This window comes from Methylomonas sp. 2F7 (assembly GCF_057126975.1).
The window spans coordinates 4264356-4289733 of sequence record NZ_CP195203.1 but is presented as its reverse complement, the minus strand read 5'-3'; the positions used below and the strand labels follow the sequence as shown (position 1 = coordinate 4289733).

General features: G+C 52.0%; 23 protein-coding genes. 10 read left to right on the top strand and 13 right to left on the bottom strand.

Annotated elements, in window-relative coordinates; genetic code table 11:
• Nucleotides 1–140: 140 nt before the first annotated feature.
• Nucleotides 141–311 carry a hypothetical protein gene (locus tag ACR64Q_RS19340; protein ID WP_445367257.1) on the bottom strand — a complete coding sequence of 57 codons (171 nt, stop codon included), beginning with the start codon at nucleotides 309–311 and terminating at the stop codon, nucleotides 141–143.
• Nucleotides 312–708: 397 nt separating this feature from the next.
• Here ACR64Q_RS19340 and ACR64Q_RS19335 point away from each other — a divergent pair, with 397 nt between their 5' ends.
• Nucleotides 709–1329: a hypothetical protein gene (locus ACR64Q_RS19335; protein ID WP_033158191.1), complete on the top strand. Its 621-nt coding sequence runs from the start codon at nucleotides 709–711 to the stop codon at nucleotides 1327–1329.
• 355 nt (nucleotides 1330–1684) lie between these two features.
• Nucleotides 1685–2464 carry a WecB/TagA/CpsF family glycosyltransferase gene (locus ACR64Q_RS19330; RefSeq protein ID WP_026602518.1) on the top strand — a complete coding sequence of 260 codons (780 nt, stop codon included), beginning with the start codon at nucleotides 1685–1687 and terminating at the stop codon, nucleotides 2462–2464.
• Between the two features lie 245 nt (nucleotides 2465–2709).
• Here ACR64Q_RS19330 and gltA read toward each other — a convergent pair whose 3' ends face one another.
• From gltA to ACR64Q_RS19285, 9 genes are all read right to left on the bottom strand, one after another.
• Entirely contained in the window at nucleotides 2710–4005 is a 1296-nt protein-coding gene (gltA, locus tag ACR64Q_RS19325; RefSeq protein ID WP_026602517.1) for a citrate synthase, read from the bottom strand.
• 346 nt (nucleotides 4006–4351) lie between these two features.
• Nucleotides 4352–5476 (bottom strand): HupE/UreJ family protein, encoded by a 1125-nt coding sequence (locus ACR64Q_RS19320; RefSeq protein ID WP_483823399.1) that lies wholly within the window; start codon nucleotides 5474–5476, stop codon nucleotides 4352–4354.
• Complete coding sequence (locus ACR64Q_RS19315) at nucleotides 5476–6147, bottom strand: hypothetical protein (RefSeq protein WP_483823398.1); 672 nt, start codon at nucleotides 6145–6147, stop codon at nucleotides 5476–5478. The genes ACR64Q_RS19320 and ACR64Q_RS19315 overlap by 1 nt, the downstream gene beginning before the upstream one ends.
• A 27-nt stretch (nucleotides 6148–6174) precedes the next feature.
• Entirely contained in the window at nucleotides 6175–6552 is a 378-nt protein-coding gene (locus tag ACR64Q_RS19310; RefSeq protein ID WP_020484346.1) for a copper resistance CopC family protein, read from the bottom strand.
• A gap of 23 nt (nucleotides 6553–6575) precedes the next feature.
• The gene (locus ACR64Q_RS19305) at nucleotides 6576–7706 is read right to left on the bottom strand and encodes a sialidase family protein (protein ID WP_483823397.1); all 1131 of its coding nucleotides are present in this window, start codon (nucleotides 7704–7706) and stop codon (nucleotides 6576–6578) included.
• Nucleotides 7707–8140: 434 nt separating this feature from the next.
• Nucleotides 8141–8695: an HXXEE domain-containing protein gene (locus tag ACR64Q_RS19300; RefSeq protein WP_483823396.1), complete on the bottom strand. Its 555-nt coding sequence runs from the start codon at nucleotides 8693–8695 to the stop codon at nucleotides 8141–8143.
• 200 nt (nucleotides 8696–8895) lie between these two features.
• Complete coding sequence (locus tag ACR64Q_RS19295) at nucleotides 8896–10308, bottom strand: ATP-binding protein (protein WP_026602511.1); 1413 nt, start codon at nucleotides 10306–10308, stop codon at nucleotides 8896–8898.
• Nucleotides 10308–10967 carry a response regulator gene (locus ACR64Q_RS19290; RefSeq protein WP_313732773.1) on the bottom strand — a complete coding sequence of 220 codons (660 nt, stop codon included), beginning with the start codon at nucleotides 10965–10967 and terminating at the stop codon, nucleotides 10308–10310. The genes ACR64Q_RS19295 and ACR64Q_RS19290 overlap by 1 nt, the downstream gene beginning before the upstream one ends.
• A gap of 136 nt (nucleotides 10968–11103) precedes the next feature.
• Nucleotides 11104–12333: an NADP-dependent isocitrate dehydrogenase gene (locus tag ACR64Q_RS19285; protein ID WP_313732771.1), complete on the bottom strand. Its 1230-nt coding sequence runs from the start codon at nucleotides 12331–12333 to the stop codon at nucleotides 11104–11106.
• Between the two features lie 291 nt (nucleotides 12334–12624).
• On the opposite strand from ACR64Q_RS19285, the gene ACR64Q_RS19280 reads away from it, so the two are divergent.
• The 6 genes from ACR64Q_RS19280 to ACR64Q_RS19255 all read left to right on the top strand — a co-directional run bounded on the left by ACR64Q_RS19280 (nucleotide 12625) and on the right by ACR64Q_RS19255 (nucleotide 20175).
• A complete protein-coding gene (locus ACR64Q_RS19280) occupies nucleotides 12625–14382 on the top strand; it encodes a GMC oxidoreductase (protein ID WP_313732770.1) in 1758 nt (585 codons plus the stop codon).
• A gap of 23 nt (nucleotides 14383–14405) precedes the next feature.
• The gene (locus ACR64Q_RS19275) at nucleotides 14406–16145 is read left to right on the top strand and encodes an alpha/beta hydrolase family protein (protein WP_313732769.1); all 1740 of its coding nucleotides are present in this window, start codon (nucleotides 14406–14408) and stop codon (nucleotides 16143–16145) included.
• Between the two features lie 11 nt (nucleotides 16146–16156).
• Nucleotides 16157–17752, top strand: a complete 1596-nt coding sequence (locus ACR64Q_RS19270; protein ID WP_313732768.1) for a hypothetical protein — start codon at nucleotides 16157–16159, stop codon at nucleotides 17750–17752.
• Nucleotides 17753–17818: 66 nt separating this feature from the next.
• Nucleotides 17819–18403 carry a MarR family winged helix-turn-helix transcriptional regulator gene (locus ACR64Q_RS19265; RefSeq protein ID WP_020484355.1) on the top strand — a complete coding sequence of 195 codons (585 nt, stop codon included), beginning with the start codon at nucleotides 17819–17821 and terminating at the stop codon, nucleotides 18401–18403.
• Nucleotides 18404–18408: 5 nt separating this feature from the next.
• On the top strand, nucleotides 18409–18660 hold the full coding sequence (gene ubiK, locus ACR64Q_RS19260) for a ubiquinone biosynthesis accessory factor UbiK (protein ID WP_033158177.1): 252 nt from the start codon (nucleotides 18409–18411) through the stop codon (nucleotides 18658–18660).
• Between the two features lie 6 nt (nucleotides 18661–18666).
• Nucleotides 18667–20175, top strand: coding sequence for a YifB family Mg chelatase-like AAA ATPase (locus ACR64Q_RS19255; RefSeq protein WP_313732767.1), 1509 nt, complete (start codon nucleotides 18667–18669; stop codon nucleotides 20173–20175).
• A gap of 180 nt (nucleotides 20176–20355) precedes the next feature.
• Here ACR64Q_RS19255 and ACR64Q_RS19250 read toward each other — a convergent pair whose 3' ends face one another.
• Nucleotides 20356–20958: a peroxiredoxin gene (locus ACR64Q_RS19250; RefSeq protein ID WP_313732766.1), complete on the bottom strand. Its 603-nt coding sequence runs from the start codon at nucleotides 20956–20958 to the stop codon at nucleotides 20356–20358.
• 250 nt (nucleotides 20959–21208) lie between these two features.
• Here ACR64Q_RS19250 and ACR64Q_RS19245 point away from each other — a divergent pair, with 250 nt between their 5' ends.
• On the top strand, nucleotides 21209–21721 hold the full coding sequence (locus tag ACR64Q_RS19245) for a hypothetical protein (RefSeq protein ID WP_020484362.1): 513 nt from the start codon (nucleotides 21209–21211) through the stop codon (nucleotides 21719–21721).
• A 16-nt stretch (nucleotides 21722–21737) separates the two neighbouring features.
• Here the strand turns inward: ACR64Q_RS19245 and nadC are convergent, their stop codons facing one another.
• The gene (nadC, locus tag ACR64Q_RS19240; protein ID WP_313732765.1) at nucleotides 21738–22565 is read right to left on the bottom strand and encodes a carboxylating nicotinate-nucleotide diphosphorylase; all 828 of its coding nucleotides are present in this window, start codon (nucleotides 22563–22565) and stop codon (nucleotides 21738–21740) included.
• A gap of 105 nt (nucleotides 22566–22670) precedes the next feature.
• Between nadC and ampD the strand changes: the two genes are divergently transcribed.
• A complete protein-coding gene (gene ampD, locus ACR64Q_RS19235) occupies nucleotides 22671–23288 on the top strand; it encodes a 1,6-anhydro-N-acetylmuramyl-L-alanine amidase AmpD (RefSeq protein ID WP_026602500.1) in 618 nt (205 codons plus the stop codon).
• A gap of 56 nt (nucleotides 23289–23344) precedes the next feature.
• Here the strand turns inward: ampD and ACR64Q_RS19230 are convergent, their stop codons facing one another.
• Nucleotides 23345–25276, bottom strand: coding sequence for a dynamin family protein (locus ACR64Q_RS19230; protein ID WP_026602499.1), 1932 nt, complete (start codon nucleotides 25274–25276; stop codon nucleotides 23345–23347).
• Nucleotides 25277–25378: the final 102 nt, after the last annotated feature.

Sequence of the window (25378 nt, the reverse complement as noted above, 5' to 3'; positions counted from 1 at the left end):
GGGTTAGGTAAAGGCTAAAACATAATGGCTTGATAACCAAGCCATTTTTTAATTTTAATTAAATCTTAATGGTGTGCCGAAGCCTGCTTTCTGGTCTGATCTGGACGACTTGGGAGTATTCACAGGGGCTAGGAGGCACGCTACAGGCCTTGATTGGCAACGCCGGAGGCTTTATCGGCACTGATGAAGCGTCTGGGGTTACCGCCAGGAGCGTGGTTGGCGCCGCTGAGCCTTCTGTGGGTACCTCCAGGTGTTTTGTGGGTGCCGATGAACTTTTTATGGTTGCCGCCAATTAGTTTGTCGGCAACCATGAGCTAGTCGTGGGTGGGGACGCGACATTTAGCCGCACCACCAAAGGCTTGTAGAGCTTCTTATAATGTATATAGAATTAATTAAGCCGTTAGAGTTTCGCCGTCGATTTTGGTTAGCTCTACGGTGAAGTCTGCCGCGCCGATGTCTGTGCGGTATTGCGTATTTTAAGCGTCTAAAAATCCCTTCTCCTCCTGCTCCCACTGGGCATAACGGAGCGGGCTAGAGTGAGAAGGCAATAAACTAGTGTTTTATATACCCTCATCCTAACCTTCTCCTTTATGAGCTGCGGGTACTGGGGAGAAGGGACTATTTCGTTTTTTACGACATACCCCAGAGTGAGAAGGCGGTTTCTTAATTTTTTGAGGTTTCCTCTGATAACAATATGGAGAATTCAAAATGGCTAAATCCGATTATTTTCCGCACCCTGATAGCGATTTATTGATTTGGCATGATCGTTTTAAGGTCAATCTCGCCGCGCGTCAGGCGGAATTTGGTTTATCCGCCGAGGATATTGCTAGTGTCGATAGCGATAATCAGGAGTTACATACCAAGATCAGCGAAGTAAATGCCGCTTCTGCGGCAGCAAGGCATGCCACGGCGGCTAAAACTGCCAGTCGCAATAATATCGAAAGCCGAGTGAGAGCCCTAGTCAGACGCATCAAGGCGCATCCGGCTTATTCCGATGCTTTGGGTAATTTGCTCGGCATTATAGGCTCGGAAGATACCACCAAGCTTAACGACGCTAAACCGGTTTTGACCGGTGTAGATCAAACGGGCGGCGTGGTGGTTCTCAATTTTGTTAAATCCAAGAGCGACGGTATCAATATCTATTGTCAGCGCGAGGGGGAGGCGGAGTTTGTGTTTTTAGCCAGGGATACGATACCGCCGTATATCGATAACCGGCCTTTACTGGTTGCCGGCAAGCCGGAACTGCGCCGCTATACAGCGGTTTATATCTTGAAGGACGCCGAGGTTGGTCAATATAGTGATGAGCTGGTGGTTAATTGTGCACCTTGACCGCGCTGGTTTTCTGAACGCTTTAGCTATGGCAGCGCTCCTTAAACTTATAGGAGACTGCTAAAAATTTAAAAATCTCTTATCAGCAAGCCACAAAGGAGAAAGTTGGGATCGGGGGTTAAAATCATTATTTACCCCTCACCTTAGCCCTCTCCCATAGGGAGAGGGATCTATTATGGTTCAACTTAAGTTAATGGCATTGTCCGCAGGCGGAATACAGGCGTACTTGATTGATACCTCGTTGATTTAGTCGAATTGGTCTGCTCTGAATTGACTCCGGAGGCAAATATAGCGATGCTAGGGGTGACAAAATTAAAAACATCACTTTTCAATTAACCGCCCGATGGAGCACGGAATGCAAGCAATCAAGTCAGTAGATATTTTCGGAATACGCTTCCCTATCCTGGATTACGAGCTTACGTTACAACTATTTCAGGAGTGGATCGCCAGCGGCCAAGCCCATCAGGTCTGTATCGCCAATGTGCATACCACCGTGGCCTGTCTCACCGATCATGAGTTGCGTGATATTTCCAACAACGCCTTGTCCACCATGGATGGCCTGCCTTTGGTTTGGTACGCCAAGCTGGTGCATCAAGCGCCGATTAAAACCCGAGTTTGCGGGCCGGACTTGATGTTGAAATGCCTGGATCACGGGCAGCAGTTGGGCTGGCGGCATTTTTTTCTCGGCGGTAAAGACGAGGTCTTGGCGGATTTGGTCGCCAACATCCGCAAGCGTTATCCGCAAGCAGAGCTTGTGGGCTGGCATTCTCCGCCGTTTCGGCCCTTGTCCACAGAAGAAGATCAACAATTGGTCGATTTGATCAACGCCGCCAGGCCGGATTTTCTCTGGGTGGGCTTAGGCGCGCCCAAGCAGGAAAAATGGATTGCGGCGCATCTGGACAGAGTGCATGTGCCGGTGCAATTGGGGGTGGGCGCGGCTTTTGATTTTCACTCCGGACACATCAAGCGGGCGCCGCTGTGGATGCAAAAAAGTGGGTTGGAATGGTGCTATCGGATGGCTAAGGATAGGCGGCTGGTTAAGCGTTATTTTTCCACCAACCCGGTGTTTCTACTACGTTTTGCCTGGGATTTTTTGCAGATTAGAGTGTTGAAGCGCTCGGCGGTTACTTCTTGAAGGTCATCAACCAATGCGCTAAATAACCTCCAAAAAATCCCCCTTACTAAGGGAGAGAGCTAGAGTTAATACCGTTTAGTTAAGCCCCCTCTCCTGCTGGAGAGGGTTGGGGTGAGGAGAATAAATAAGGCAAAGAACTTTATTGATCCCCTCATCCCAGCCTTCTCCCTGAGGGAGAAGGGGCTGCCCGTCTTTAAGTTAGGTGCAGTTGTCCAGAAGGATAGGGGACTTAACTATTTGTTTTATCACCGATTAGAAATCGATTTCACGTCCCTAGTCGTCACACCTTTATATAACTGCCGCGGCCGGCCGATTTTCAATTCGGGATCGGAGATCATTTCGTCCCATTGCGCGATCCAGCCCACCGAGCGGGCCAAAGCAAAGATGGCGGTAAACATTTCGGTCGGGATGCCTAGAGCGCGCAGGACGATGCCGGAATAGAAATCCACGTTGGGGTAGAGTTTTTTCTCCACGAAGTACGGGTCTTCCAGCGCAATGCGCTCCAGTTCCATCGCCAGTTTGAACAGGCGGTCGTCGTTCAGATTCAATTCGTCCAACACTTCGTGGCAGGTTTGCCGCATTAACTTGGCTCGTGGGTCGTAGTTTTTGTAAACCCGGTGGCCAAAACCCATTAAGCGGAATGGATCGTTTTTGTCTTTGGCTCTGGCGACATATTCGCCGATTTTCGACACGTCACCGATTTCTTCCAGCATGTTCAGCACCGCCTCGTTGGCGCCGCCATGCGCCGCGCCCCAAAGGCAGGCAATGCCAGCCGCCACGCACGCGTATGGATTGGCGCCGCTGGAGCCGGCCAGGCGCACGGTGGAGGTGGACGCATTTTGTTCGTGGTCGGCGTGCAGGATCAGGATTCTATCCAGCGCTCTAACCAAAACCGGGTTGGCCAGATAATCTTCGCCGGGGTCGCCGTGCATCATGCGCATGAAGTTTTCCGCATAGCCCAGTTTGCGTTTGGGATAGATAAACGGCATGCCGATGCTGTATTTGTAGCACATCGCTACCATGGTCGGCATTTTCGCGATCAGACGGATGGCTGAAATATAGCGGTCTTCCTTGCAGGTGATGTCCATCACTTCGTGATAGAACGCCGATAGCGCGCCGACTACGCCTACCAGCACCGCCATCGGATGCGCGTCGCGGCGGAAGCCGCTGTAAAATTTGATCAACTGTTCGTGCACCATCACATGTTGGCTAATGGTAGTGACGAAGCCTTTCATTTCCGAGCCGTTGGGCAGATCGCCGTTCAGCAGCAGATAACAGACTTCCAGAAAATCGCATTTTTCCGCCAGTTGTTCGATGGGGTAGCCCCGGTACAACAGCACGCCGGCGTCGCCGTCGATGAATGTGATTTTTGAAGTACAGCTGGCGGTGGAGGTAAAACCGGGATCGTAAGTAAAATGGCCGGTCTGCGCGTACAAGGAACGAATATCGATGACGGACGGACCCATGGTGCCGGGTGTGACCGGTAATTCGATTACGCGGTCTTGGTCTTCCTGTTTTAACGTCACTTTTTTATCAGTCATGTCAAATTCTCCGGAGAGCTAGCTGTTGAGAAGGGGATGGTTTGTATTCTATTGCAAATAGCGAATAAACACAGCTTTAGATCGGGATTGTTTACAATTTAACGAAAAACGAGGGCCTGATTGATGGATTTCGCGTTGCGCTACCCGGCCTACGGGACTGGGATGGCAAATTTCGAGGATGGGTAGCGCAATGCGAAACCCGTCGCCTGCGCTGTCACAGTGGGCTGGGCAGGCATCTTTGCAGACGGCAAGGGCCTTGGATGTTCAAACGTTCCGGAGTCGCCAATATGCTGGGTCAACTGGGTGTTTGTCTCTTCTCATGCTCGGCAACCCAGCAAAGGGCGGTTTACAAAACCGTCCGCTCCAACAGCCAATAAGCCCCCATCAAGGCCACCATCGCCGAACAACCTTTCAAGAATTTCTCGGCAAAAGCCGGCTTGTTGTTTAGCCACCAGATGATCGGCAACACCACCGACGCCACTGCGATTTGGCCGGTTTCTATGCCTAAGTTAAACGACAGCAAGGGCAACAAGATGCCGGAGTCGCCGCTGGAAATGTTCATTTCCCGTAGCACACTCGCAAAACCAAAGCCGTGAATCAAACCAAAGCCGAAGGTCAGCCACTGCCGGCCTTTCGGGTGATCGCCACGTATAATGTTTTCTACCGCCACGTAAATGATGGTCAGCGCGATTACCGGTTCGACAAAGCTGCTGGGTAACTCGATGATATTAAGCCCTGCAAACGCCAAGGTGATGGAATGGGCGATGGTAAAGAAGGTGACGATCTTGATTGCCGGCCAGAAACTATGCGTGACGGCCAGCAAGGCAAACAAGAATAACAGGTGGTCGTAACCGGTGAGGATGTGCTCGATGCCCAGCTTCAAAAAATCCGCAAACGCGGAAAATCGGGAATCGTTTTGCGCCACGGATTGATCCACAGGGGACAATACCAATTGCAACTGGTCGTCCGCCCTGCTTAGCATTTTCTCGCTCAGTGTTTTACCGGCGGCGTCGCGTACCGTGACATACTGCTGATGCCCGTCAGGTAGCCAGGCCAATAACTTGGATTGCACCTGCAACTGTTGGTGCGGCACAGATTGAAAAATAAATTCGACATGAGCATTGTTCTGTTCATCGTAAACGACAGTCCCTGGCGCCACGGCTTGCACATCAGCGCCATCAATATTGACCCGCAACTGCGCAGCCAGCATTTTGGCGATGTCCGGCTTGGCGGCTTCACGCTCGGCAGCGCTAACCTCCGCATCCAGATCGCTGTCCATCGGCGCAAAGGCTTCGATGTCTTGCAGGGCAAAGGTCAATTTAGCTACGACTTGCTCGGATTTGACAGACACATCTATCGAACTTAGACCAGGATCGTGCGCGGCTGCCCAGCCCGATTGCAGCAGCAAACAAACCAGCAGCAGGCATTGCCAGCCGGCAAACAGCCTATGCATTTTCAATCCGCTCGTCATTAGGGCTGTTCCCCATTACCATTGATTTGAGCAGCTTTTTTACGTTTGTGCAGATAAACCAAAAATCCCAGCACCAGCAACACCAGGGCCACGACGCCGCCGCCAATTGCCACTAGTGGTAAATCGGCGCCATTGGGGTCAACCCCCACTTCCAGCGCAATGCGGAATTTATCATCGTCTTCCATCGCTTCGCCGATCAATAGATACAGCACATAATCGCCGTTTTTATCGACATCGGCTTGCGCTTCTACCGCGCCTTTTGGATAAAGCTTGGAAGGGATTTCAGTGACGGTGCGAATTTCGCGCACATCATCCGGGGCTTTCTGGCCGGTTTTTTCCACTTCCACCAATTTAATGCCAATCGGCGTGGCGCGAATATCGCGGTCTATCAAATCGGCGGTGAAAAACATCTTGCCGGCTCTGGGGATTTTCTGACAAAACGGCACGAAAGCGGCTTTAGGATCGGGATTTTTATCGTTCTTATCCGGCTGCAAATACGCACTGAAATGCACGGCGTAAAAATCGTTGGCGATGATGCAATCCAGGTCCGGGCGGTTGCCCAGTGCATTGGATTGTTTGGTACCGAAGCCGAGTTTGTCGCAGCCGCTCAGTAAAACGACGCAGGCCAGAAGCCCGGCTATAAAAAGAGCGGGATGTCGCTGAATAGTCATAGATTTAAGCCGATGGAAGAATGCAGACTAGGGTTTGACGGTAAACTCGAACTTACCGGTGACGATGTGAGTATCCTCTGAGACTACCCGGTAGCGAATGGTATACGTGCCGGGCGCTAGTGTCGGCACCGTCGCGTAAATGTTGGCACCATTGGTCAGGCTTTGCGCGACATCGTGGTTATCCACGCGCTTGCCGGTGCTGTCGATGACGGCCAGGGCTTTGTATTCGCTGCGCACTGCGTCGTTAAACCACAGATCGATTTGCTTGGGTGATTCTGTGACGACTTCGTCTTTGGCCGGTTGCGATTTCACCAGAATAGCGTGCGCAAATGCCGAGACCGGGCTGAATAACGCGAGCGCCAACAAGCCGGGTTTTATTATTTTTGTTATATCTAACTTGGGCATGACCACCTCTTAAATTATAAAAATCACTGTAAAACTGCCGCCGACCATTGCTTGCCGGCCGCTGTTTGCTCTAACCACATCGCCAGCAAACCAGTCGGCGTGGCGACGATGCGCGGGAAGGTCGCCGAAGCGTTGGCGGATGATAGCAACTTGCTTGCCGACCACTGCTCGCCATTATCGACGGATTCCGAGACAAACACTTTAGAGCCTTCCGGCCCCAGCGCATCCCATACCGCGACTAAGCGCCCGGCCCCGAACGCGATGTCCTCATGAAGCGCGCCGGCATCGCCGAGCCGTTGCGGCGGCGTCCAGCTTTTGCCGCTGTCCGCTGATTGCATATGATACAACCCCACCTGGTTTTCCGCGCCGGTCCATACCAAACTATGCAATGAACCGTCGCCGGCCACGCTCAAACCGCCGCCATTATGCGGACAGCCGTCGAAAATCCAGTTGAACTCACCTACCGTACTCAAGCGTTGCCAACTGGCACCCGCATCAGTGCTTTGTGCCAGCGCCATATCGCGTGGTTTCATATCCCGGTACAGCACATTCAATCTGCCATCGGCGCCAATAGCCAGGCGGTTCCAGCAACACGAGCAACTGGAATCGTCGATAGTCTGTGCCAACTCCCAGCTTTTGCCGATGTCGCTGCTGCGCGCATAGCGCACGCCCTGGTAACCGTTTTCGTCTCTATCGTCCAGCCACACCGCATGAAAGCGGCCTTCCTGGTCTGCCAACAGTTCATGATGGGATTGGTCCGCGTCGCTGCCGGTTGGCTTGGCGCCTTGTTGCCAAGTTTTGCCGGCATCAGTGGAATAAGCCGTCAATAGTGGGCCCATGCCGGGCAATTCGCCGGTAGTTTGCCAGACGATCAACAATTTGTCGCCGGCTGCGGCAATTTGTATATCGTTGCCGATTTTCGCCTCAACAGGCTGGTTAAATTGCGGGCTTAAAGCGTTGGGTTGCGACCAATGCAGGCCGCCGTCTTCGGAATGCAGATAGCCGATATAAGGTTGTTTGCTGCCGGTTGGCATCGCGACGAAGGCTGCATGCAAGGTCTGCCGATCAACATAGACATCGAAACTGATCACGTTTTGAATCGCCAGCGCTTGTGGGTCGATGGGGCGGATCGGAGTGACTCCTAGTGATGGCATGGTTGCAACCGACTCAGCGCCTTGCTCAACACAGCCACACAAAGCCAGGCCGGCTGTCATAACGTAGCCTAAATAATTCGCCTTGAAATTCGGCATAAATGTCACAAGTGCTTAACGGAAAAGGCGCAGATTAGACCATATTTAAAGGGTAATGCAGAACAGGGGATTGTTGATTACTGGTCGGTAGATTTAAGGGGGGCGAAACGTCATACACCTGGGAGGACGTTCTAAGGGGGGACCAGTAGCCCGATTCTCAAGTTCCAGCTTATTGTCTGGTAGTCTGGTTAGTCTGGTTCCCAAGCTCCAGCTTGGGGAACCCACGCCTCGGAAGCTCCAGCTTCTGGAATGAGGGAAGCCAGAGCTTGAGAGTCAGGTGAGTTGTGCGGAATATCGATACTATTTCGTTTTCCCTAAATTCCGTATCTTCGTCCGGCCTAAAGCCGCCGCCGCACATGCAGCAAAATAGCCGCGTGGATCGCGATGGCCATTACCAGGCCTATCGCATGAAATGTCGGCGTTCCTCCGCCCGCGATTTGCACCTGCCGCCAGGCATATGCGCCAAAGGGGATGAACAGCGCCAACGCAGTACCCAATCCGGGATTGTAGCCGCGAAAGACGAAGGCATGGATGACGTGGACTAGCGCATTGACCAACACCAGATATACCGCGATTAGCGCCCAGCCGACGTTGTCTGCTGCCGCCAAATACAACGACAGGGTGATGACGCCCCAAACGCAGGGAACATTGGTGATGAATACCGCAGTTGGCGAGAGCACATTCTTGCCTTTGCCTATCGTCGCATTGAAGAACAGACGGAAACGATCATGGTCGTGTTCTTCGTATTGATGCAGCATATAAATCGGTAACAGAACAAATGTTGTCGTCAATGCTGTTGGCCATGTTGCTGTCAGCAAGGGCGCAAGCAACAGCAAAAGCAGGCCGGCCATGAAGCCCCCATAAACCCAGTTTAGGATGATTCGATTAAGCATGATCAAGATCCGAGGAGTGATGATGGATAAGCACAATGTTGTGCAGGTGGCTGGAAAAATCCAAAACGCCTGAAAAGTATAGTCGCACTGTTCGCCTAGTTTCCAAGCCCCCAACTTCCCAAATCCAACGGAAACAAGAGCTTCCAAGCGTTGGATTCCCAAGCTGGAGCTTGGGAATCAGCGGATCGGTGGAAAAGGCCCTACTTCACAGACGGAAAACCCGCCAAATCCATTTGTAACCGCGCTTGCAACCCACCCAACCCCGACTTGGCAAAATCGATCTCTGCCGCATGCAAGGCCACGATGCGTTGCACAATCGATAGCCCCAAGCCGCTGCCCTCAACGCTATTGGCGGTTTCCACGCAACGGTAAAAACGCTGGGTGATGCGCTGATAATCGTCATCGGCAACACCAGGGCCGCTGTCGTCTACCGTCAGCTGCAAGCGGTTTTTTTCGCGGCGACAAGCTACTTTGATGTGTCCTTCAATCGGCGAATATTTAATGGCGTTATCGATCAAGTTGCGTATCAACACTTGAAATAACTGCGGATTGGCGTCGATCAACAGACCTGGTTCGCCTTGCAGTTCTATATCGATACGCTTGTCACGGGCGGCGTGGTCCAGGTCGGAAATCACTTCGATCAAGGCTTCGTTCACGTCTACTGCCTGCTTGGCAATCCCGGCCTGCTGATGTTGCACCCGTGACAAGGTCAGCAATTGCTGTACGGTATGTGTCATCCGCGATACCGCTTGCTGGGCTTTTTGCAAGGCTTGGTCGCGCATTTGCGTATCGGTGGTTTTTTGTGCCACCTGAATTTGTGTCAACAGACCCGCCAATGGCGTGCGCAGTTCGTGGGAGGCGTCGGAGGTAAAGTTGCGCTCATTAGCAAAAGCCTGTTCCAGCATCGCAAACAAGCTATTGATTTGCGTGACCACCGGCAACACTTCGTCCGGCAAACTATCAACCGACAGCGGTTGCAGATAGCCGGCGGCGCGGCTGGCCAGTTGTTCCTTGACCTGATTGACCGGCGACAAGGTACGACTGACGATCCACCAGATCATCATGCCCAATATCGGCAATGCGATCAAAAAACCGATCACTTGCTGGCCGGCGATGCCTTCCACCAATTCCCGGCGGATATCGTCGCGCTGGCCAACATGAATCACATAATTGCCGTTTTCGGTACTCAAACTGAATACATGCCATAGCTGCCCATCCAGCATGGTTTCGCTGTAGCCGTTTCGCGTCAAGGACAGCGCAAATTCCGGTGCGCTTTCCGAGCGCAACACCAGCCCCTCTTTCACTGAACGTAGCTGAAAGGCAATCTTGCGTTCGTACTTGTGACCGAGGATGGGCGTGTCGAACAGCTCCGGAGTTTTGTCGCGCTCCCAGAGCTTGGTCAGAGCCCGTTGCCGGACCATGTTCTCGACAAAGGCGTGTACCACGCGTGCCGACTGAGCTAATTCGGCGTTGAATAGTTCGGTGATTTCGTCGCGGGTTTGTTTGTAACTGATGTAGGCGGTAACGCCCCAAACCAGCAACAGCGAGGTTAGCAGCGACAGCAGCAGCTGCTTTTTTAGTGAGCGTGGCGCCAGACGAAAACGTTTGGCCATTAGTTCTCGTCGATGATGTAACCGACCCCGCGTATGGTGCGGATCAGATTGGTATCCAGCTTTTTGCGCAGATGATGGATATGCACTTCCACGGCATTACTTTCCACTTCCGAACCCCAGGCGTAAAGTGACTCTTCTAGGCGAGCCCGGGAAATAACCTGGCCGATATGGCCCATTAGGTAACTAAGTACTTCAAATTCTTTTTGTGCCAAATCAACCGGTTTGCCATTGAAATACACCTGATGCGCGGCGGGGTCTATGGTGACGCCTTTATGTTCGACCAAGGGCAGGTTATGACCATCGTGACGCCGGGCCAAGGCCCGCAAGCGCGCGCAAATTTCCGCTAGGTCGAAGGGTTTGGTGACAAAATCGTCGGCACCATTATCCAATCCGGCCACCCGTTCGGCGACGCCTTCGCGAGCGGTCAATACCAAAACAGGGGTACTGTCCTTACGGCGGCGCAGGTTTTTCAACACGCTCATACCGTCCATGCGCGGCAAGTTCAGGTCCAACACCACCAGATCATAATGGTTCAATTTCAGTGCTTCGTCGGCTTGCGCGCCGTCGATCAACCAATCCACCGCATAACCTTCCAGCGTCAAGCCGGCTTTCAAACCATCACCGAGGATGGCATCGTCTTCTACCAATAATAAGCGCATGATCTGTATACCTATGGGCTGAGTGATTAACTTAGCCTGGATTGTAGCAATGATTCCGTAGTGTTCTGTGAGCGAGTAGACAACTTAAAAGTTCGCTGGGCTTACGGCTAATACCCAGCGAATTGCAAAAACCGCATCACGCGGAAAGGCTTTGCTCCAGATTGACGCGCAGGGCCTCCAGAAAATCCTCAGTCGTTAAGTAATGCGAGTCGTTTAAATCGTCGCCGTAGATGCACAAGGCCAAATCCTTGGTCATTTGCCCGGCTTCGACGGTATCGACACAAACTTTTTCCAAGGTTTCGCAGAAATTGATCAACTCGGCGTTGTCGTCCAACTTGCCGCGAAATGCCAAGCCACGGGTCCAGGCAAAGATCGAAGCGATTGGATTGGTAGAGGTTTTTTTGCCTTGCTGATGCATCCGGTAATGGCGGGTAACTGTGCCGTGAGCGGCCTCGGCTTCCATCGTTTTGCCGTCCGGTGTTACCAAGGTAGATGTCATCAAACCCAGCGAACCGAAGCCTTGCGCCACGGTGTCGGATTGCACATCGCCGTCGTAGTTTTTGCAGGCCCAGACAAAGGCGCCGTTCCATTTCAACGCCGATGCCACCATATCGTCTATCAACTTGTGTTCGTAGACGATGCCTTTGGCTTCATATAAATCTTTATATTCGGCTTGGTATATTTCTTCGAAGATGTCTTTGAAGCGGCCGTCGTATTTTTTCAGGATGGTATTTTTGGTAGATAAATACAGCGGCCAACCTCTATCCAGCGCCACGTTGAAACAACTCCGGGCGAAACCGGCGATGGATTCATCGGTGTTGTACATTGCCAACGCCACTCCGTCGCCTTCGAAATGATAGACCTCGAAAGATTGTTCGGCGCTACCGTCGTCCGGAGTAAAACTGATTTTTAATTTACCTTTGCCTTTGGTGACGAAATCGGTGGCGCGGTATTGATCGCCGAATGCGTGCCGGCCGATGCAGATTGGCTGAGTCCAATTAGGTACCAGGCGCGGTACGTTTTTGCAGATGATTGGTTCGCGAAACACGGTGCCGTCGAGGATGTTTCGAATCGTACCGTTGGGCGATTTGTACATTTTTTTCAGGCCAAACTCTTCCACCCGCGCTTCGTCTGGAGTGATGGTGGCGCACTTGATACCCACACCATGCTTTTGGATAGCGTGGGCGGCATCGATGGTGACCTGATCGTCAGTGGCATCGCGCTGCTCTATGCCTAAGTCGTAATAATCGATTTGCAGATCCAGGTAAGGCAAAATCAATTGGTCTTTGATGAAATGCCAGATGATGCGGGTCATTTCATCCCCGTCGATCTCCACCACCGGATTTTTGACGGATATTTTCTTCATAATCGCTCCTCACCTATCGCTAAAAATGGCCTCAAGTATAGCCTGCCTGCCTCTGAAGCACGGAATGTTTAACGTCTTACTCCCCACTGGCGACGACGCTTTTCGCATTAATCGAATCACGACACGAACTAGGCTATACTGCCGAAACAGCGTCGGCGCATGACGCTGCAAGGCATTGTTCTGTACAGGGTTTTAGCGATAAGCTTAGCTTGGCAACACCGCTTTTTTTAACTTTTTACCGGCAGCACAATGAACCAAAAATAATAAAAAATCATTCTTGAGGAGGTGTACATGGCTAATCAGAACTTCGATTACGAAGCGATAGTCATCGGTAGCGGCTTCGGTGGCTCCATCAGCTTTTGCCGACTGGCGCAAAAGTGGGGCTCCAAGGTGCTGTTACTGGAACGCGGTAGGCATTATCCGATGGGCTCTTTCGCCCGCTCACCCAAGCAAATTTCCGACAGTTTCTGGAGTGTGGAAGGCGACGCGGTAGAGCGACCGCGTCACATTCAAAACAAAAACCTGCGCGGCCTGTTCGACATCCGTAACTACAAGAAAATGGATGCGGTAATTTCGGCGGGCCTGGGCGGCGGTTCGCTGATTTACGCCAACGTCTTTCTGGAACCACCTGAACAAGTATTCGAGCAAGGCTGGCCGACAGGCTTAGATAAAACCACCCTCGCCCCCTATTATAAAATAGCCAAACAAGTCTTGGGTGCCCGCCCGGTGCCATCCTGGCAAACCGACGACCGCCGAAAAATCGTCCGTACCGAACTTTTTCAAGAGTTTGCCGCTCACGATAACCGCACCAGCAAATTGGCCGACATTTGCGTGTTCTTTGGTAACGATTACAACTACCAAGGTTCAGACACACCCATCCCTATCGGTTTGCAAGAGAAAAACCGTTACGGCGCCACGCAAACCTCGTGTACCTATTGCGGTGAATGCGATATAGGTTGCAACACCCATTCAAAAAACACGCTGGACCTGAATTACATTTACGCCGGCCAACACCAGCATGGTGGTCAGGTACTTACCGACTGCCAAGCCGAAAAAATCATCCCGCTCAACCAACATGGCGATGACGACACATCCGCCACCGGCGAATTCGGCTATCGGTTGGAATTTCAAAATCTTGTCACGGGCAAACTGGAAAGCTTGAAAACCCGCCGCGTGGTGGTTTCGGCAGGCACCTTTGGCAGCAACGAGTTATTGCTGCGCTGCCGCGATGTGCATCGCAGCCTACCCAAACTCAGCGAACAACTGGGACGCTGGTTCTCCGGCAACGGCGACTTTTTATCGTTCGCGATCGAAGGCAAAAAAGACGCCGATCCCAACTACGGACCGGTGATTACCCAATACACCGATTACAACCTGTTCGACCGCTTCAACAGACAGCAGGCTTTTGTATTGGAAGATGCCTCCTATCCGGCTTCACTGGCCTGGTATATCGAAGGCGTATTCCCGACCAGCACCTTGCGCAAGCTGGTCCGCGCCGCGAAAGCCCTGATCGAATGGCTGAAAAAATACCTGAGCAACGGCGTGTGGAACGGCACTTTGGGGTTCTCGCTGCACGAGATATTAAAGGACGATTTGTCTTCAAAATCCGTAGTGATGCTGTGCATGGGCCTGGATAACGGCGACGGCACACTGACACTCAATAAGTCAGACCGTATCGATCTGGATTGGCCGCAAGACACCAGCATGAGCTTGTACCAAGCCATTCTCGCCGCAGGCGAGCGCTTCAAGAAATTTGTCAAATCCAATTGGTTTTTCCCGTTGCCGACCTGGGAGTTACCGATTCGCCATAACGTGACCGTACACCCTTTGGGCGGCTGTATCCTGGCCGACTCGCCGAATAAAGGGGTAGTCAGTGGCCATCCCGAGCAGCGCGGCCAAGCCTTCGGTTACCAAGGCTTATATGTGGTAGACGGCTCGATCTTACCGAGCGCAGTCGGCGCCAACCCGGTGGCCACCATTTCCGCAACAGCGGAATGGATTGCTGAAGGTATCACCGGCATCAAACCCGATGCCAGCCTGGGCGTGTAAACCCAATTCACAGGACTACTGACATGACAACTAGCAACCAAACCTCGTTCGAATTCACCGAAGAAATGAAAGGCTATCTCAGCCTGGGCCAAACCGCTTTCGAAGACGGTTACAAGCAAGGCAAAGAGGACAACCATTACTTCATGTTTCATCTGACCATCCAAAGCGACGATTTGGATACTTTTTTAGAATCCGACGCCCACGAGTCGGCGGCCATCGGCTATGTGGAAGGCGATTTGATCGGCGGTCGCCGTACTGTCGATAAAGGCGTGTTCAATTTGTTCGTCGATAGCGCCGATGCCGACCGTAAACAAATGCTCTATCGCCTGTTTTTCACCGACGCCAACGGCCAGGCCTTGACCTTAAGCGGCAGAAAGCAAATTCAAAACAACGTCGGCCCTGATTTGTGGGCAGACACCACCACCCTGTTCACCAACTTATTCAAAGGCCACGTGGAGGCCGATAAGGAAGCCAAAGCCAAGGTCTACGCCACCGGCTTGCTGTATATCGAAGTGATGGACTTTGCCAAGCAATTGACGACGATACGGGCCAGCGGCGAGACCTTAAAAGACCGCTTGCACGCGGTGGAACGCTTTGGCGGTTTCTTTTTAGGCGCGTTGTGGGATGTTTACAAACCTTCCATGACGCCAAAAATGGGAGGTTTCGAACGGGAAATTCCGCTATACACCACCGAGGGTGTCAAGGATGCCGAAATCAGCACGCATGCGTTCACTACGGCTGATCGCTTAGGTCTCAGCTTGTTGCGTTTCAAACGCGCAACGTGCGACGACGTGGTGGTTCTGGTGCCGGGCCTGACTGCCGCCAGCGATATGTTCATCATGCCGGAACATTACAATCTGACCAGCTATCTGCTGGACCATGGTTTCAGCGACGTGTGGACACTCGATGGACGCATCAGCAACCGTTATTCCTACAATCTGCACCGGCATAATTACAATGTCGACGATCTTGCACTCTATGACATGCCGGCGGCCATTGCCACCGTGCGCGCGGCGGTCGGGCCGTCTGCTCGCATCCATGTCATCAGCCACTGCTTTGGCGCTTTGGCGTTTACGATGGGTTTGTTCGGCAAAGCCGTCACCGGCGTGCGCAGCTTGATTGCCAACGGCGTGGCGCTGACACCGTGCGTGCCAATGCCAGCCAAGGTCAAGCTGTATCTGGGGCCGCTGGCCGCCGATTATATTTTGGGTGTGGATTATCTGAACCCTTACTGGCGGCGGGAACCGGGTTGGGGGGCAGGTAAATTGCTGGCGACGGCGATTTCGGCTTTTCACAAAGAGTGCGACTCGCCGGAATGTCACATGCTCAGTTTTATGTGGGGCTGGGGTTTTCCGGTGTTGTACAAACACGAAAATCTGCACGATGTGACGCATCGCCGCTGCGGCGATTTGTTTGGCGGCTGTAGTGTCAATTACTACCGGCATGTGTTGAAAATGGTCAACGCCAATAACACCGCCGTGAAATATCAGCCTAACGAACCGCGCTACCGCAGTTTGCCGGACAATTATTTCCAACATGCCGCCGAGATCGACACGCCGTGTCTGTTCGTCGCCGGCCAGGATAATGCTTTGTTCCGCAATTCCAATATCGTCTGCCACCAACGTCTGGAACAAATCGTGCCGGGCCGCCATGAACTGCATCTGTTCCCCGATTACGGTCATGCCGATGTGATCATGGGCAAGAATGCCGCCCAGGACATCTATCCACGTTTCGTGGAATTTTTACAAAAACACCGTAATTGAGGAGCTCAGCTATGACAATTACCCAAGAAGATTTACAGCTGACGCTAGCCACCTTGCAACCAGCGCGGGCGACGAGCGCTGGCCAAAACCGCTTGTGCGTCTGCATTAGCGACGTGCATTTCACCGACGACACGGTCGGCAGCCAAAGCGCGGAAGAAACGGTTTGGCCGATTTTTTTCGATGAAATTGTCACGGTCTGCGATAAGCAGAAGATTACCGAATTGACCTTGATCCTGGACGGCGACGTGGTGGATATGATTCGCAGCGCGGAATGGGCCATGGCCGGCGTATACCCGTGGCAACGTGAGCATCCGGAGTTTAAGCCCTGCTTGCGCCGCATTATGGCCAGTATCATAAAGATACATTGCCGTGCCCCTGACCCCAGCGACCCCGATGGTGCTTGCGGATTTTTTTATCGTTTGCAGGAAACGGTAAAGTTTTTAAAAAAACAGCATATCAGCGTTGAAGTGTTGACCTTGCTGGGTAATCACGACAAAGAAATTTTTGCCGACCCGGACGTGCTGAAAAGGTATTACAAAGACTGCGTGGGGCAGCCGATTGAAGAGCTATCGGCGGCTTATCGCAGTTGGGTCGGCAAGATGTATTTCAACGACGAGCAACATTTCGCTGCGCCCGACAGCGTACCCTGGCTGCCGTTTTACTGGGGCGACGCGGAACTGCGCACCTTCATCACCCACGGCCACTGGCGCGACCGCGACAATTGCTTAAGCATTAGTGCCGCAAATGGTCAGCCGGGCTGGACGACCAAGGACGGCTGGCGCGCACAAGCTTGGCAGCAATTGAACTACCGACCTTTTACCGAGCCATGTTTCGGCGACACGGTTGCGGCTGGTGCCTTGTCGACCTTCATTTACCGCTGCCAACTGGCACTGGAAGACTACCGAATAAGCAAAAACGACCCGCAGCTCGATTTAAGCCGCATCAAGCGTATTCTGGCTGAATTGGACTTGTATAGACCCACCTCCGCAGCGGTAAGCAGAATACTGGAAGAAACCCGCAATAAATCCAGCGAGGAATTGCGCGACATCATCGAATCCGAGTTGTATAAAGCCTTGTGCCTCTGGCTACGTGACGATTTTACGCTGGAAAGTTCGCCGTCAGGGCGCCGGTTGGGCCTGAAAATAGCCAGGGTATGGCTGATGCTGACCGGCCGGTTTGATAAGGTTCGAATCCAGTTGCATTTAGTGCGTGCGGTGTTGCTGATCGCGGATATGCTGGAAAAAATCCAGCCCGAGTCGGTTTACAGCGAAGACGGCGCCAGCTTTAAGAATTTGCAAGCCTTTCCCACCTTTCAGGACGCATTTCTGGCCCAAGGTTTTCATCTGCACGGCGAAGGCCACACGCACATTCCACTGCAAGCGGAAGCCGACATGGATTACCCGCCGGACCGTTCGTATAACAACCTAACCTACATCAACTTCGGCACCTGGCGCGATCAAGTTGTCGATAAAGAGAAGGGAGGCTATCGGCGGCGCGGTATTGGTCGCACGTTGTATGTGTTGAATTTGCAAAATCGACAACCTCCGGAGTATCGCTATTTCGTCAGAGACAATTTAAATTGGAGCGACAATATGGATCGCCTATAGGGGTCTAAACCTATATGCCGCGCTGCTTTAAGGCCTGGCAGCGCGGCATGTGTTAGAATCCGGCCAATGCAGGAATTAGACACATTTAAGCTGATCGAGCGGATTAGCGCCTTACTTCGCTCGGAAGAACGCAAAAAATACGCGGCGATCGGTTTGCAACCGGTACATGGTCAGGTATTGGAATATCTGGCCAAGTGCAACAAATACAGCAACACCCATGCTGCGGTAGCCGAATATTTGGGCTTAACCAAGGGCACGGTGTCGCAGACTATTCAGATTTTGGAGCGTAAGCACTATCTGGATAAGACCACGTCCGTTTTGGACGGCCGGGTGGTGCATCTAAGCCTGACCGAGGCCGGCAAGAAGTTGATCGACGAGTTAAAACCGCTGGATATTTTCAAGCAGGCCGAATCCAAAGTCAGTCGCCAGGAATTCGATACCATAGGCCAAGCACTGCAAACCACGCTGGGTGTGCTGCAGAAAGTCAATGACTCGAAGAGTTTTGGTTTGTGCCGTTCCTGCCACTATTTTTCGGTGGAACAGCATCACTATCAATGCGGCTTAACCGAACAACCCTTGGATCGTGAGGATACTGATAAAATATGCCGCGATCATTTACCCATTCCCAATTCATTCATAGACCAAGAGTAGCCACCATGTTTGATCCTAAAGCCATAGACAACCTCGCCGAGCGTATCGCCGGCGCCATCCCTCCCGGTTTGACCAATCTGAAAGACGACGTGGAAAAAAACGTCCATGCCTTGCTTCAAAGCGGCCTGTCCAAACTGGACCTGGTCAGCCGCGAAGAATTTGAAGTGCAAAAAGCGGTATTGGCGAAAACCCGCGCCCGTTTGGAAGAACTGGAAAAACGCGTCGCCGAACTGGAACAACGGATTCCGCAAGCCTAAAATTCCATGTCGCTGGCCGTCGTTTACAGCCGGGGCCGCTCCGGCATAGACGCTCCGCAAGTGATGGTGGAAGTGCATGTCAGTAGTGGGTTGCCGGCGCTCAATATCGTCGGTTTGCCCGAGACGGCGGTTAAAGAAAGCAAGGACAGAGTGCGCGGCGCGATCATCAATTCGCACTTCGAATTTCCGTTTCAACGCATCACTATCAATCTGGCACCCGCCGATCTACCCAAAGAAGGCGGCCGTTTCGACCTGGCGATAGCGCTGGGCATCTTGGCCGCTTCCGGGCAAATCCCCAAAGACGGGCTGCATGAATACGAATGCATAGGCGAGCTATCGCTAGGCGGCGAGTTGCGACCGATTCCCGGCGCACTACCGGTGGCGATTCATTGCCGCAATGCTTTTAGGCAACTGATTCTGCCTGCTGGTTGCGCGGCGGAGGCGTCGTTAATCAAGGATGCGCAATTGCTGCCGGCCAGGACACTGCTGGAGGTTTGCGCCCACTTGGCGGGCCGGCAAGCGATCACGCCACCCGACATTAATCTCAGCTTTGAGCAAGCGGTTCACACCGTGGACTTTGCCGACGTGCACGGCCAGTTTCACGTCAAACGGGCGATGGAAATCGCCGCCGCTGGAAAGCATAATTTACTGATGCTAGGTCCGCCCGGCACCGGCAAGTCGATGTTGGCGGCACGTTTGCCGACCATTTTGCCGGAACTCAGCGAACAGCAAGCCCAGGAAACCGCCGCGCTGGCTTCGATCAGCGACCACGGCCTGGACGTCAGCCGTTGGCGGCAGCCACCCTATAGAGCGCCGCATCATACCGCGTCAGCTGCGGCGTTGGTTGGCGGCGGAAGCAATCCTAAACCCGGCGAAATTTCCTTGTCACACAATGGCGCATTATTTTTGGACGAGCTGCCGGAATTCGACAGAAAGGTCTTGGAAGTGTTGCGCGAACCTTTGGAAACCGGCCACATCACCATTTCCCGCGCCAACCGCCAGGCCGATTTTCCAGCCAGCTTTCAATTGATTGCCGCGATGAATCCTTGTCCATGCGGGTATCTGGGCGACGCTTCCGGCCGCTGCCGCTGCACCTCAGAACAAGTGGCCCGCTATCGGGCACGCGTTTCCGGGCCGTTGCTGGACAGGATAGACATGCATATGGAAGTGCCGCGCGTCGCACTGGACGTATTGCGTAAAGGTTCGGCGGACGGCGAAGAGCTTAGCGAGACCATTCGTCAACGCGTCGTCGCGGCTCGAGAAATTGCTTATCGACGCCAAGGCAAGGCCAATGCTGGGCTAAGTGCCGCGGAGGTAAAGGCTATATGCATCTTGTCCGAAGCCGGCCACCAGCTACTTGAGCAAGCGCTGGAAAAATTCGGATTGTCACACCGTGCTTACCACCGGATTTTGAAACTGGCGCGAACTATCGCCGATCTGGCTAATTCTCCGAATATTGAAATCTCCCACCTCAGCGAAGCCATTGGCTATCGCAAGCTGGATAGAACCCGCTAGGCTAAGTTTTAGGGTAACAAAAAGCGGTTGGCCAAACACTACAGCTTTTGAGTTGCGGCGCTAGATTTACTGAGCAGGCTCTGTCTAGGTTTCTTCAGCGTGTTCAGCAAGATAACAGATAGGGGCAAAAAAAGGCGCATTGCCTAGACAATGCGCCTTGTCTCAAAGTAAAGCTAATGCTTACAGTTTGTCAGCATTTTTACTCAGGTATTCAGCCACGCCGGCAGGGTTGGCATTCATGCCGGCGTCACCTTTGTTCCAACCGGCTGGGCAAACTTCGCCATGCTCTTCGTGGAATTGCAGCGCGTCAACCATGCGCAACATTTCGTCAAAGTTGCGGCCCAGTGGCAGGTCGTTGACAACTTGGTGACGGACAACACCTGCTTTGTCGATCAAGAAACTACCGCGGAACGCTACACCGATAGCTGATTCAACGTCATAGTCTTTGCAAATGCTATGCGTCATGTCGGCTGCCAGTGTGTAACGAACAGGACCGATGCCGCCTTGATTGACGGGGGTGTTACGCCAAGCGTTATGGGTAAAGTGCGAGTCAATTGACACGCCGACCACTTCAACGCCGCGGCTTTTGAATTCGTCGATACGATGATCCAAAGCAATTAATTCGCTTGGGCAAACGAAGGTGAAATCCAATGGATAAAAGAAAAGTACTGCATATTTACCGCTAGTCGCACCCGAGAAACTGTACGAGTCAACAATTTGACCGTCGCCTAATACCGCAGGAACTGTAAAGTCAGGGGCTTGCTTACCTACTAAAACGCTCATCAATTTTCTCCAAAATTATTTACAAAACAAAAGGTTAAGAGGATGTTTGCGCCTCTGCGAGAAGGCTGATTCCTATTCTACACCAATTTAGTTGGTATTCACCTAATAATCCCGGCAAATTCCGCTTGCAAGACAGCCGATTTCGCGCTAATTTGTAATCCATAGCTTACACAATTAACAGGCGGTCTGCGTGCTTCGCGCTGCTTAAATTCACTATGCAGACCTTTGTGAATTTTTTAGGGTACGACAAATGGCAAAAGTAAAACACATTACAGAACCCGATACTTTCGGCTTTCAAGTTCGTATTGTTCGGCGCGGCAAGGAGAGCAGCCGTTATTTCTCTCACAAGCTCTGGGGCAGCAAAACCAAGTCGCTGAAAGCCGCGATTACTTGGCGCGATCAGATGCTGGTGGTGTTGAAAGGCAGTAAGACTCGCTTCTTGAAGCCGCCGAAAAACAAAACTACTACCGGTGTGACCGGTGTATCCAGAACTATCAAGTTTGATCACCGCAAGGATAAAAGCTATCTTTGCTACACGGTGTTTTGGGTAAAAGATGGAAAGTCCCGGAATAAAACCTTCCAAGTGGGTAATGTAGACACGGTAACCGCCGATGACGAATTACACGCGTTTCGGACTGCCCGACTATTTCGTAGTTGCTACGAGCATGCCATCGACCACGATGCGCCGTTCGACGACAGCAAATTCGCGAACTGGAAAAAACTGCGGTTATACGAAAATGAGATGCTGAACGCTGTCAACTGAGCGCATCAGCATGGGATTAATCGATGCGCATCTCAATGCGCATCGACAGATCGACCGCAACTACGTTTTTCGTTAAAGCACCTATCGAGATAAAATCCACCCCGGTCTCGGCAACAGTTCGGATAGTATCCAAGGTAATATTTCCAGACGCTTCCAGCTCCAGTCGTTTCTGATTTAGCTCTACTGCTGTACGCATATCCGCCAGTGAAAAATTATCCAGCATGATCCGATCCGGTTGCGCGGCAAAAGCCTGAGCAAACTCGTCAAGATTTTCCACCTCTACCTCGACTGGCACATCCGCATAGCCCCTAGCCAGCCTGATCGCATTGGCGATTGAGCCGGCCGCGAGGATGTGGTTTTCCTTGATCAAGATAGCATCGAATAAACCGATACGATGATTGAAACAACCTCCGCATTTGACCGCGTATTTTTGCGCCAAACGTAAACCGGGCAGAGTTTTGCGGGTATCCAAGACCTTGCAGCCAGTACCCGCCACGGCCTCCGCATAGTGGCGCGCAACAGTCGCCGTCGCGGATAAGGTTTGCAGTAGATTCAGCGCCGTACGCTCCCCAGTCAGCAATGCCCGAGCAGGGCCATGCAAGCGGCATAGCAGGGTATTGGCAGAGATGCTCTCGCCCTCAGCACATTGCCAATCGACGATGACCTGAGGGCTCAATTGTCGAAACACCTCATCGAACCAGGCTCTACCGCACAGCACCATGGGTTCGCGAGTTACCACTGCGGCATTAGCTTGAGTCTCGGGCGAGACGATGCTGGCGGTAATGTCGCCGCTACCGATATCTTCAGCCAGATAAAGCGCGATTTCCTTTGGGTTTGGTTTCATGGGCGTTTAATTGACGATGAACAAGGTGGGTAATTATAAACCGCATGCGGTGACAGCTGAATCAAACTCGGGCCAATCAAGTAGGGCAACTAAAAGCGTAGGGTTATGGCTGGCAAAGCTTATAAAATACCGCATCACTTACAACGCTTGAAAACCATGATAATTCGCGGCCACTACTTGAGCAGCGCTTGCCAGGTCGCTTCGCCGAACTGCGACGACAGGCCGGACTCCGACGATATTTCGTTGTTGGTAATCCATTGCATCAGCCTGCCTCCGGAACAATTCGCGGGCGACTACATCGATGACTTGTTTTGTAACAGGCTGGATCCCAGCGCACATCCTTATTTCCAGGACATATATCAGCTAAAGGTATCCTCGCATTTGCTGATTCGCCGGGATGGCAGTATCAGGCAATATGTACCGTTTCACCGCAGGGCCTGGCATGCAGGCGTCTCCAAATACCAAGATCGGGAACGCTGTAACGACTTTTCTATTGGTATTGAGCTGGAAGGAGCCATCAGCGTGGCTTACACGGACGTTCAATATCGGTGTCTTGCCGATGTAGTTAGAAAATTACTGGAAGATTATCCGAAATTATCGAGCAGGCGCATTGTCGGCCATAGCGACATCGCCCCGGGCCGAAAAACTGACCCTGGACCATATTTCGATTGGCACTACTTTCACAAGTTGCTGGACTCTTGCGCCGCAAATCCATCACCATAAGCGGATGCGCGCAACACAAGCAACAGACAATTAAACTGCGGACAGAAAAAGCCTAACTAATCGGCTTTTATTTCCAAATGCACAGCTTTAAGGATCTCGAGTAACTCTTGATACTGGACTTGTAGCGGACCCAATTCGCTCTCTAACTGGGCAATGCTTTCGTTGACATTGCCTTTGGATTCGTTGATTTTCCTGAGCATGATCAAGCGGCTTTCGATTTGTTTTTTGTGGTCTTTGATTTGGTGCATCAGTGGCGACAGTACGCTATTACTCCAGGTAACCGCATCGCGCTGGGCTTGTTGCAAAATGTTTCTCGCCTTCGCAATCAGCGTACCGTATAGCTTATTGACCACTATGCTTTGCTCGGTCATCGTGGTTTTGGCGCTATTGCGAAACGCTTCGCCTTCGTCAAAAATCTGCTCCAGTTCGAACTGGTGTTGTTTGATCGAAAACAACTGCGGCTCAATCTCCTTAAAGCCGTATTCGTCCTGAAATTTCTTATGGATAGCCTTGATCAAGCGGCGCGTTTCTTCGGTCATATCGACTGAATCCTGGAGCAAATCGCGCAACTCGTCAAACAACCTACGCATGTTCTGTTTCATGCCGTAAGTAGTCAGACTTTTACTCATATCGTCTTTGGTGCGCCGAATTATGTCGTCGATTTTTTCTTTGGCAAACGAATCGATCAACATTTTCGCTTGTACCGCAAACACTTTCCGGCTGGCCTGAAAGTTCTCGATATTAGCCATGTAAGCGTTTTGACGGTCACGGGTCTCAGCCATCAATTTGCCGGTCAACTCCTGATTCTCGAAATCAACCTGTTTGAATTCATCGAGCTGCTTTTGCGCGTTGGTAATCTTGGAATCCATCAGCTTGACGGACTCACTGACCAGAAAACCGATCTCCTTATCAACCACAGCTTTCAGAATGTCGCGGCGTTGATCAAGAATATCGTCCGACAGATAACTTTCCAGCAGATTGAGACGACTTTTTTGCAGCAAGGCATCATCGCCTTTCACCTTAGCCAATAGCGCCTGTTTCGCTGAGACCGGAAAAATAACTTCCTTCTCCAGATTCAGTATCATCGCGGAGGTATCGATTTGCTTTTGAATCGCGGCTTCATAGCCGGTTTCACCGGCCAAATCGTCCCACATCGAGTCGATTTTATTCATCACCACAGCCAAACCCTGGCGACGATTGCCTCTGGAGCTACAGACGTGGCTTTTCCACATTTCCAAGTCGCTTTTGGTTACTCCGGTATCGGCGGCCAACACGAAAATTATGGCCTGAGCGCTAGGCAACATGCTTAAGGTTAACTCTGGCTCCGTACCCAAGGCATTCAAGCCCGGTGTATCCAGAATGCATAAACCTTCTTTCAACAAAGGATGCGGGAAACTGATCATCGCATGCCGCCAACACGGCACTTCAACGGTTTCAGGATTGATGATGCCTTGTTCGGCAGCTTCTCGCTCGTTCCACAAACCAAGCTTATCGGCCATTTCCCGAGAAACTTTTTTCGTGGCAATCAACTCTCTGAATGCTTCCTGCATTTGTGTGGGCGACTCGCAATTCAATTCGATTTGCGTCCACCGATCAGGATTGCGCTTGTAATCCATCAAGGAAATATCTTCCAAGCGGCTCTCGATGTTGAGCAGCCGAATGTAGCTGCCGCCTTTTTCATCCCAGAACAGCTCTGTGGGCGACATCGTGGTGCGGCCCGGCGACGACGGCAACAAGCGCACGCCCGTTTCAGCAAAAAACAGCGCGTTGATTAACTCGGTTTTACCTCTGGAAAACTCCGCCACAAACGCCAAGGTGACTCGATCGTTGTGTAATCCTTGCAATATATTTAACAACGTATCAGTACTTTGTGGATCACTGAAGCGATAACGATTGCGCCAGTCCCGATACAATTCGATACCCTGAATCAGTTGTTCGCGCCAATGCGTGTATTCGTGCAACTGTTCTTTAAATTCCAGATTTCTCATGGCTCGCCTTTGTTCCGACTGTACTCAATATAAGGGGCAAATTGTAACGGCTAAGTGTAGACCAATAATCCATAAGCAAAAGCCTAAGGCACGCATGACTAC

What these genes read in the sequence shown, in the direction of transcription:
- ACR64Q_RS19340 (WP_445367257.1), bottom strand. Translation starts at nt 311, where the DNA reads ATGGTTGCCGACAAACTAATTGGCGGCAACCATAAAAAGTTCATCGGC.
- ACR64Q_RS19335 (WP_033158191.1), top strand. Translation starts at nt 709, where the DNA reads ATGGCTAAATCCGATTATTTTCCGCACCCTGATAGCGATTTATTGATT.
- ACR64Q_RS19330 (WP_026602518.1), top strand. Translation starts at nt 1,685, where the DNA reads ATGCAAGCAATCAAGTCAGTAGATATTTTCGGAATACGCTTCCCTATC.
- gltA (WP_026602517.1), bottom strand. Translation starts at nt 4,005, where the DNA reads ATGACTGATAAAAAAGTGACGTTAAAACAGGAAGACCAAGACCGCGTA.
- ACR64Q_RS19320 (WP_483823399.1), bottom strand. Translation starts at nt 5,476, where the DNA reads ATGACGAGCGGATTGAAAATGCATAGGCTGTTTGCCGGCTGGCAATGC.
- ACR64Q_RS19315 (WP_483823398.1), bottom strand. Translation starts at nt 6,147, where the DNA reads ATGACTATTCAGCGACATCCCGCTCTTTTTATAGCCGGGCTTCTGGCC.
- ACR64Q_RS19310 (WP_020484346.1), bottom strand. Translation starts at nt 6,552, where the DNA reads ATGCCCAAGTTAGATATAACAAAAATAATAAAACCCGGCTTGTTGGCG.
- ACR64Q_RS19305 (WP_483823397.1), bottom strand. Translation starts at nt 7,706, where the DNA reads ATGCCATCACTAGGAGTCACTCCGATCCGCCCCATCGACCCACAAGCG.
- ACR64Q_RS19300 (WP_483823396.1), bottom strand. Translation starts at nt 8,695, where the DNA reads ATGCTTAATCGAATCATCCTAAACTGGGTTTATGGGGGCTTCATGGCC.
- ACR64Q_RS19295 (WP_026602511.1), bottom strand. Translation starts at nt 10,308, where the DNA reads ATGGCCAAACGTTTTCGTCTGGCGCCACGCTCACTAAAAAAGCAGCTG.
- ACR64Q_RS19290 (WP_313732773.1), bottom strand. Translation starts at nt 10,967, where the DNA reads ATGCGCTTATTATTGGTAGAAGACGATGCCATCCTCGGTGATGGTTTG.
- ACR64Q_RS19285 (WP_313732771.1), bottom strand. Translation starts at nt 12,333, where the DNA reads ATGAAGAAAATATCCGTCAAAAATCCGGTGGTGGAGATCGACGGGGAT.
- ACR64Q_RS19280 (WP_313732770.1), top strand. Translation starts at nt 12,625, where the DNA reads ATGGCTAATCAGAACTTCGATTACGAAGCGATAGTCATCGGTAGCGGC.
- ACR64Q_RS19275 (WP_313732769.1), top strand. Translation starts at nt 14,406, where the DNA reads ATGACAACTAGCAACCAAACCTCGTTCGAATTCACCGAAGAAATGAAA.
- ACR64Q_RS19270 (WP_313732768.1), top strand. Translation starts at nt 16,157, where the DNA reads ATGACAATTACCCAAGAAGATTTACAGCTGACGCTAGCCACCTTGCAA.
- ACR64Q_RS19265 (WP_020484355.1), top strand. Translation starts at nt 17,819, where the DNA reads ATGCAGGAATTAGACACATTTAAGCTGATCGAGCGGATTAGCGCCTTA.
- ubiK (WP_033158177.1), top strand. Translation starts at nt 18,409, where the DNA reads ATGTTTGATCCTAAAGCCATAGACAACCTCGCCGAGCGTATCGCCGGC.
- ACR64Q_RS19255 (WP_313732767.1), top strand. Translation starts at nt 18,667, where the DNA reads ATGTCGCTGGCCGTCGTTTACAGCCGGGGCCGCTCCGGCATAGACGCT.
- ACR64Q_RS19250 (WP_313732766.1), bottom strand. Translation starts at nt 20,958, where the DNA reads ATGAGCGTTTTAGTAGGTAAGCAAGCCCCTGACTTTACAGTTCCTGCG.
- ACR64Q_RS19245 (WP_020484362.1), top strand. Translation starts at nt 21,209, where the DNA reads ATGGCAAAAGTAAAACACATTACAGAACCCGATACTTTCGGCTTTCAA.
- nadC (WP_313732765.1), bottom strand. Translation starts at nt 22,565, where the DNA reads ATGAAACCAAACCCAAAGGAAATCGCGCTTTATCTGGCTGAAGATATC.
- ampD (WP_026602500.1), top strand. Translation starts at nt 22,671, where the DNA reads ATGGCTGGCAAAGCTTATAAAATACCGCATCACTTACAACGCTTGAAA.
- ACR64Q_RS19230 (WP_026602499.1), bottom strand. Translation starts at nt 25,276, where the DNA reads ATGAGAAATCTGGAATTTAAAGAACAGTTGCACGAATACACGCATTGG.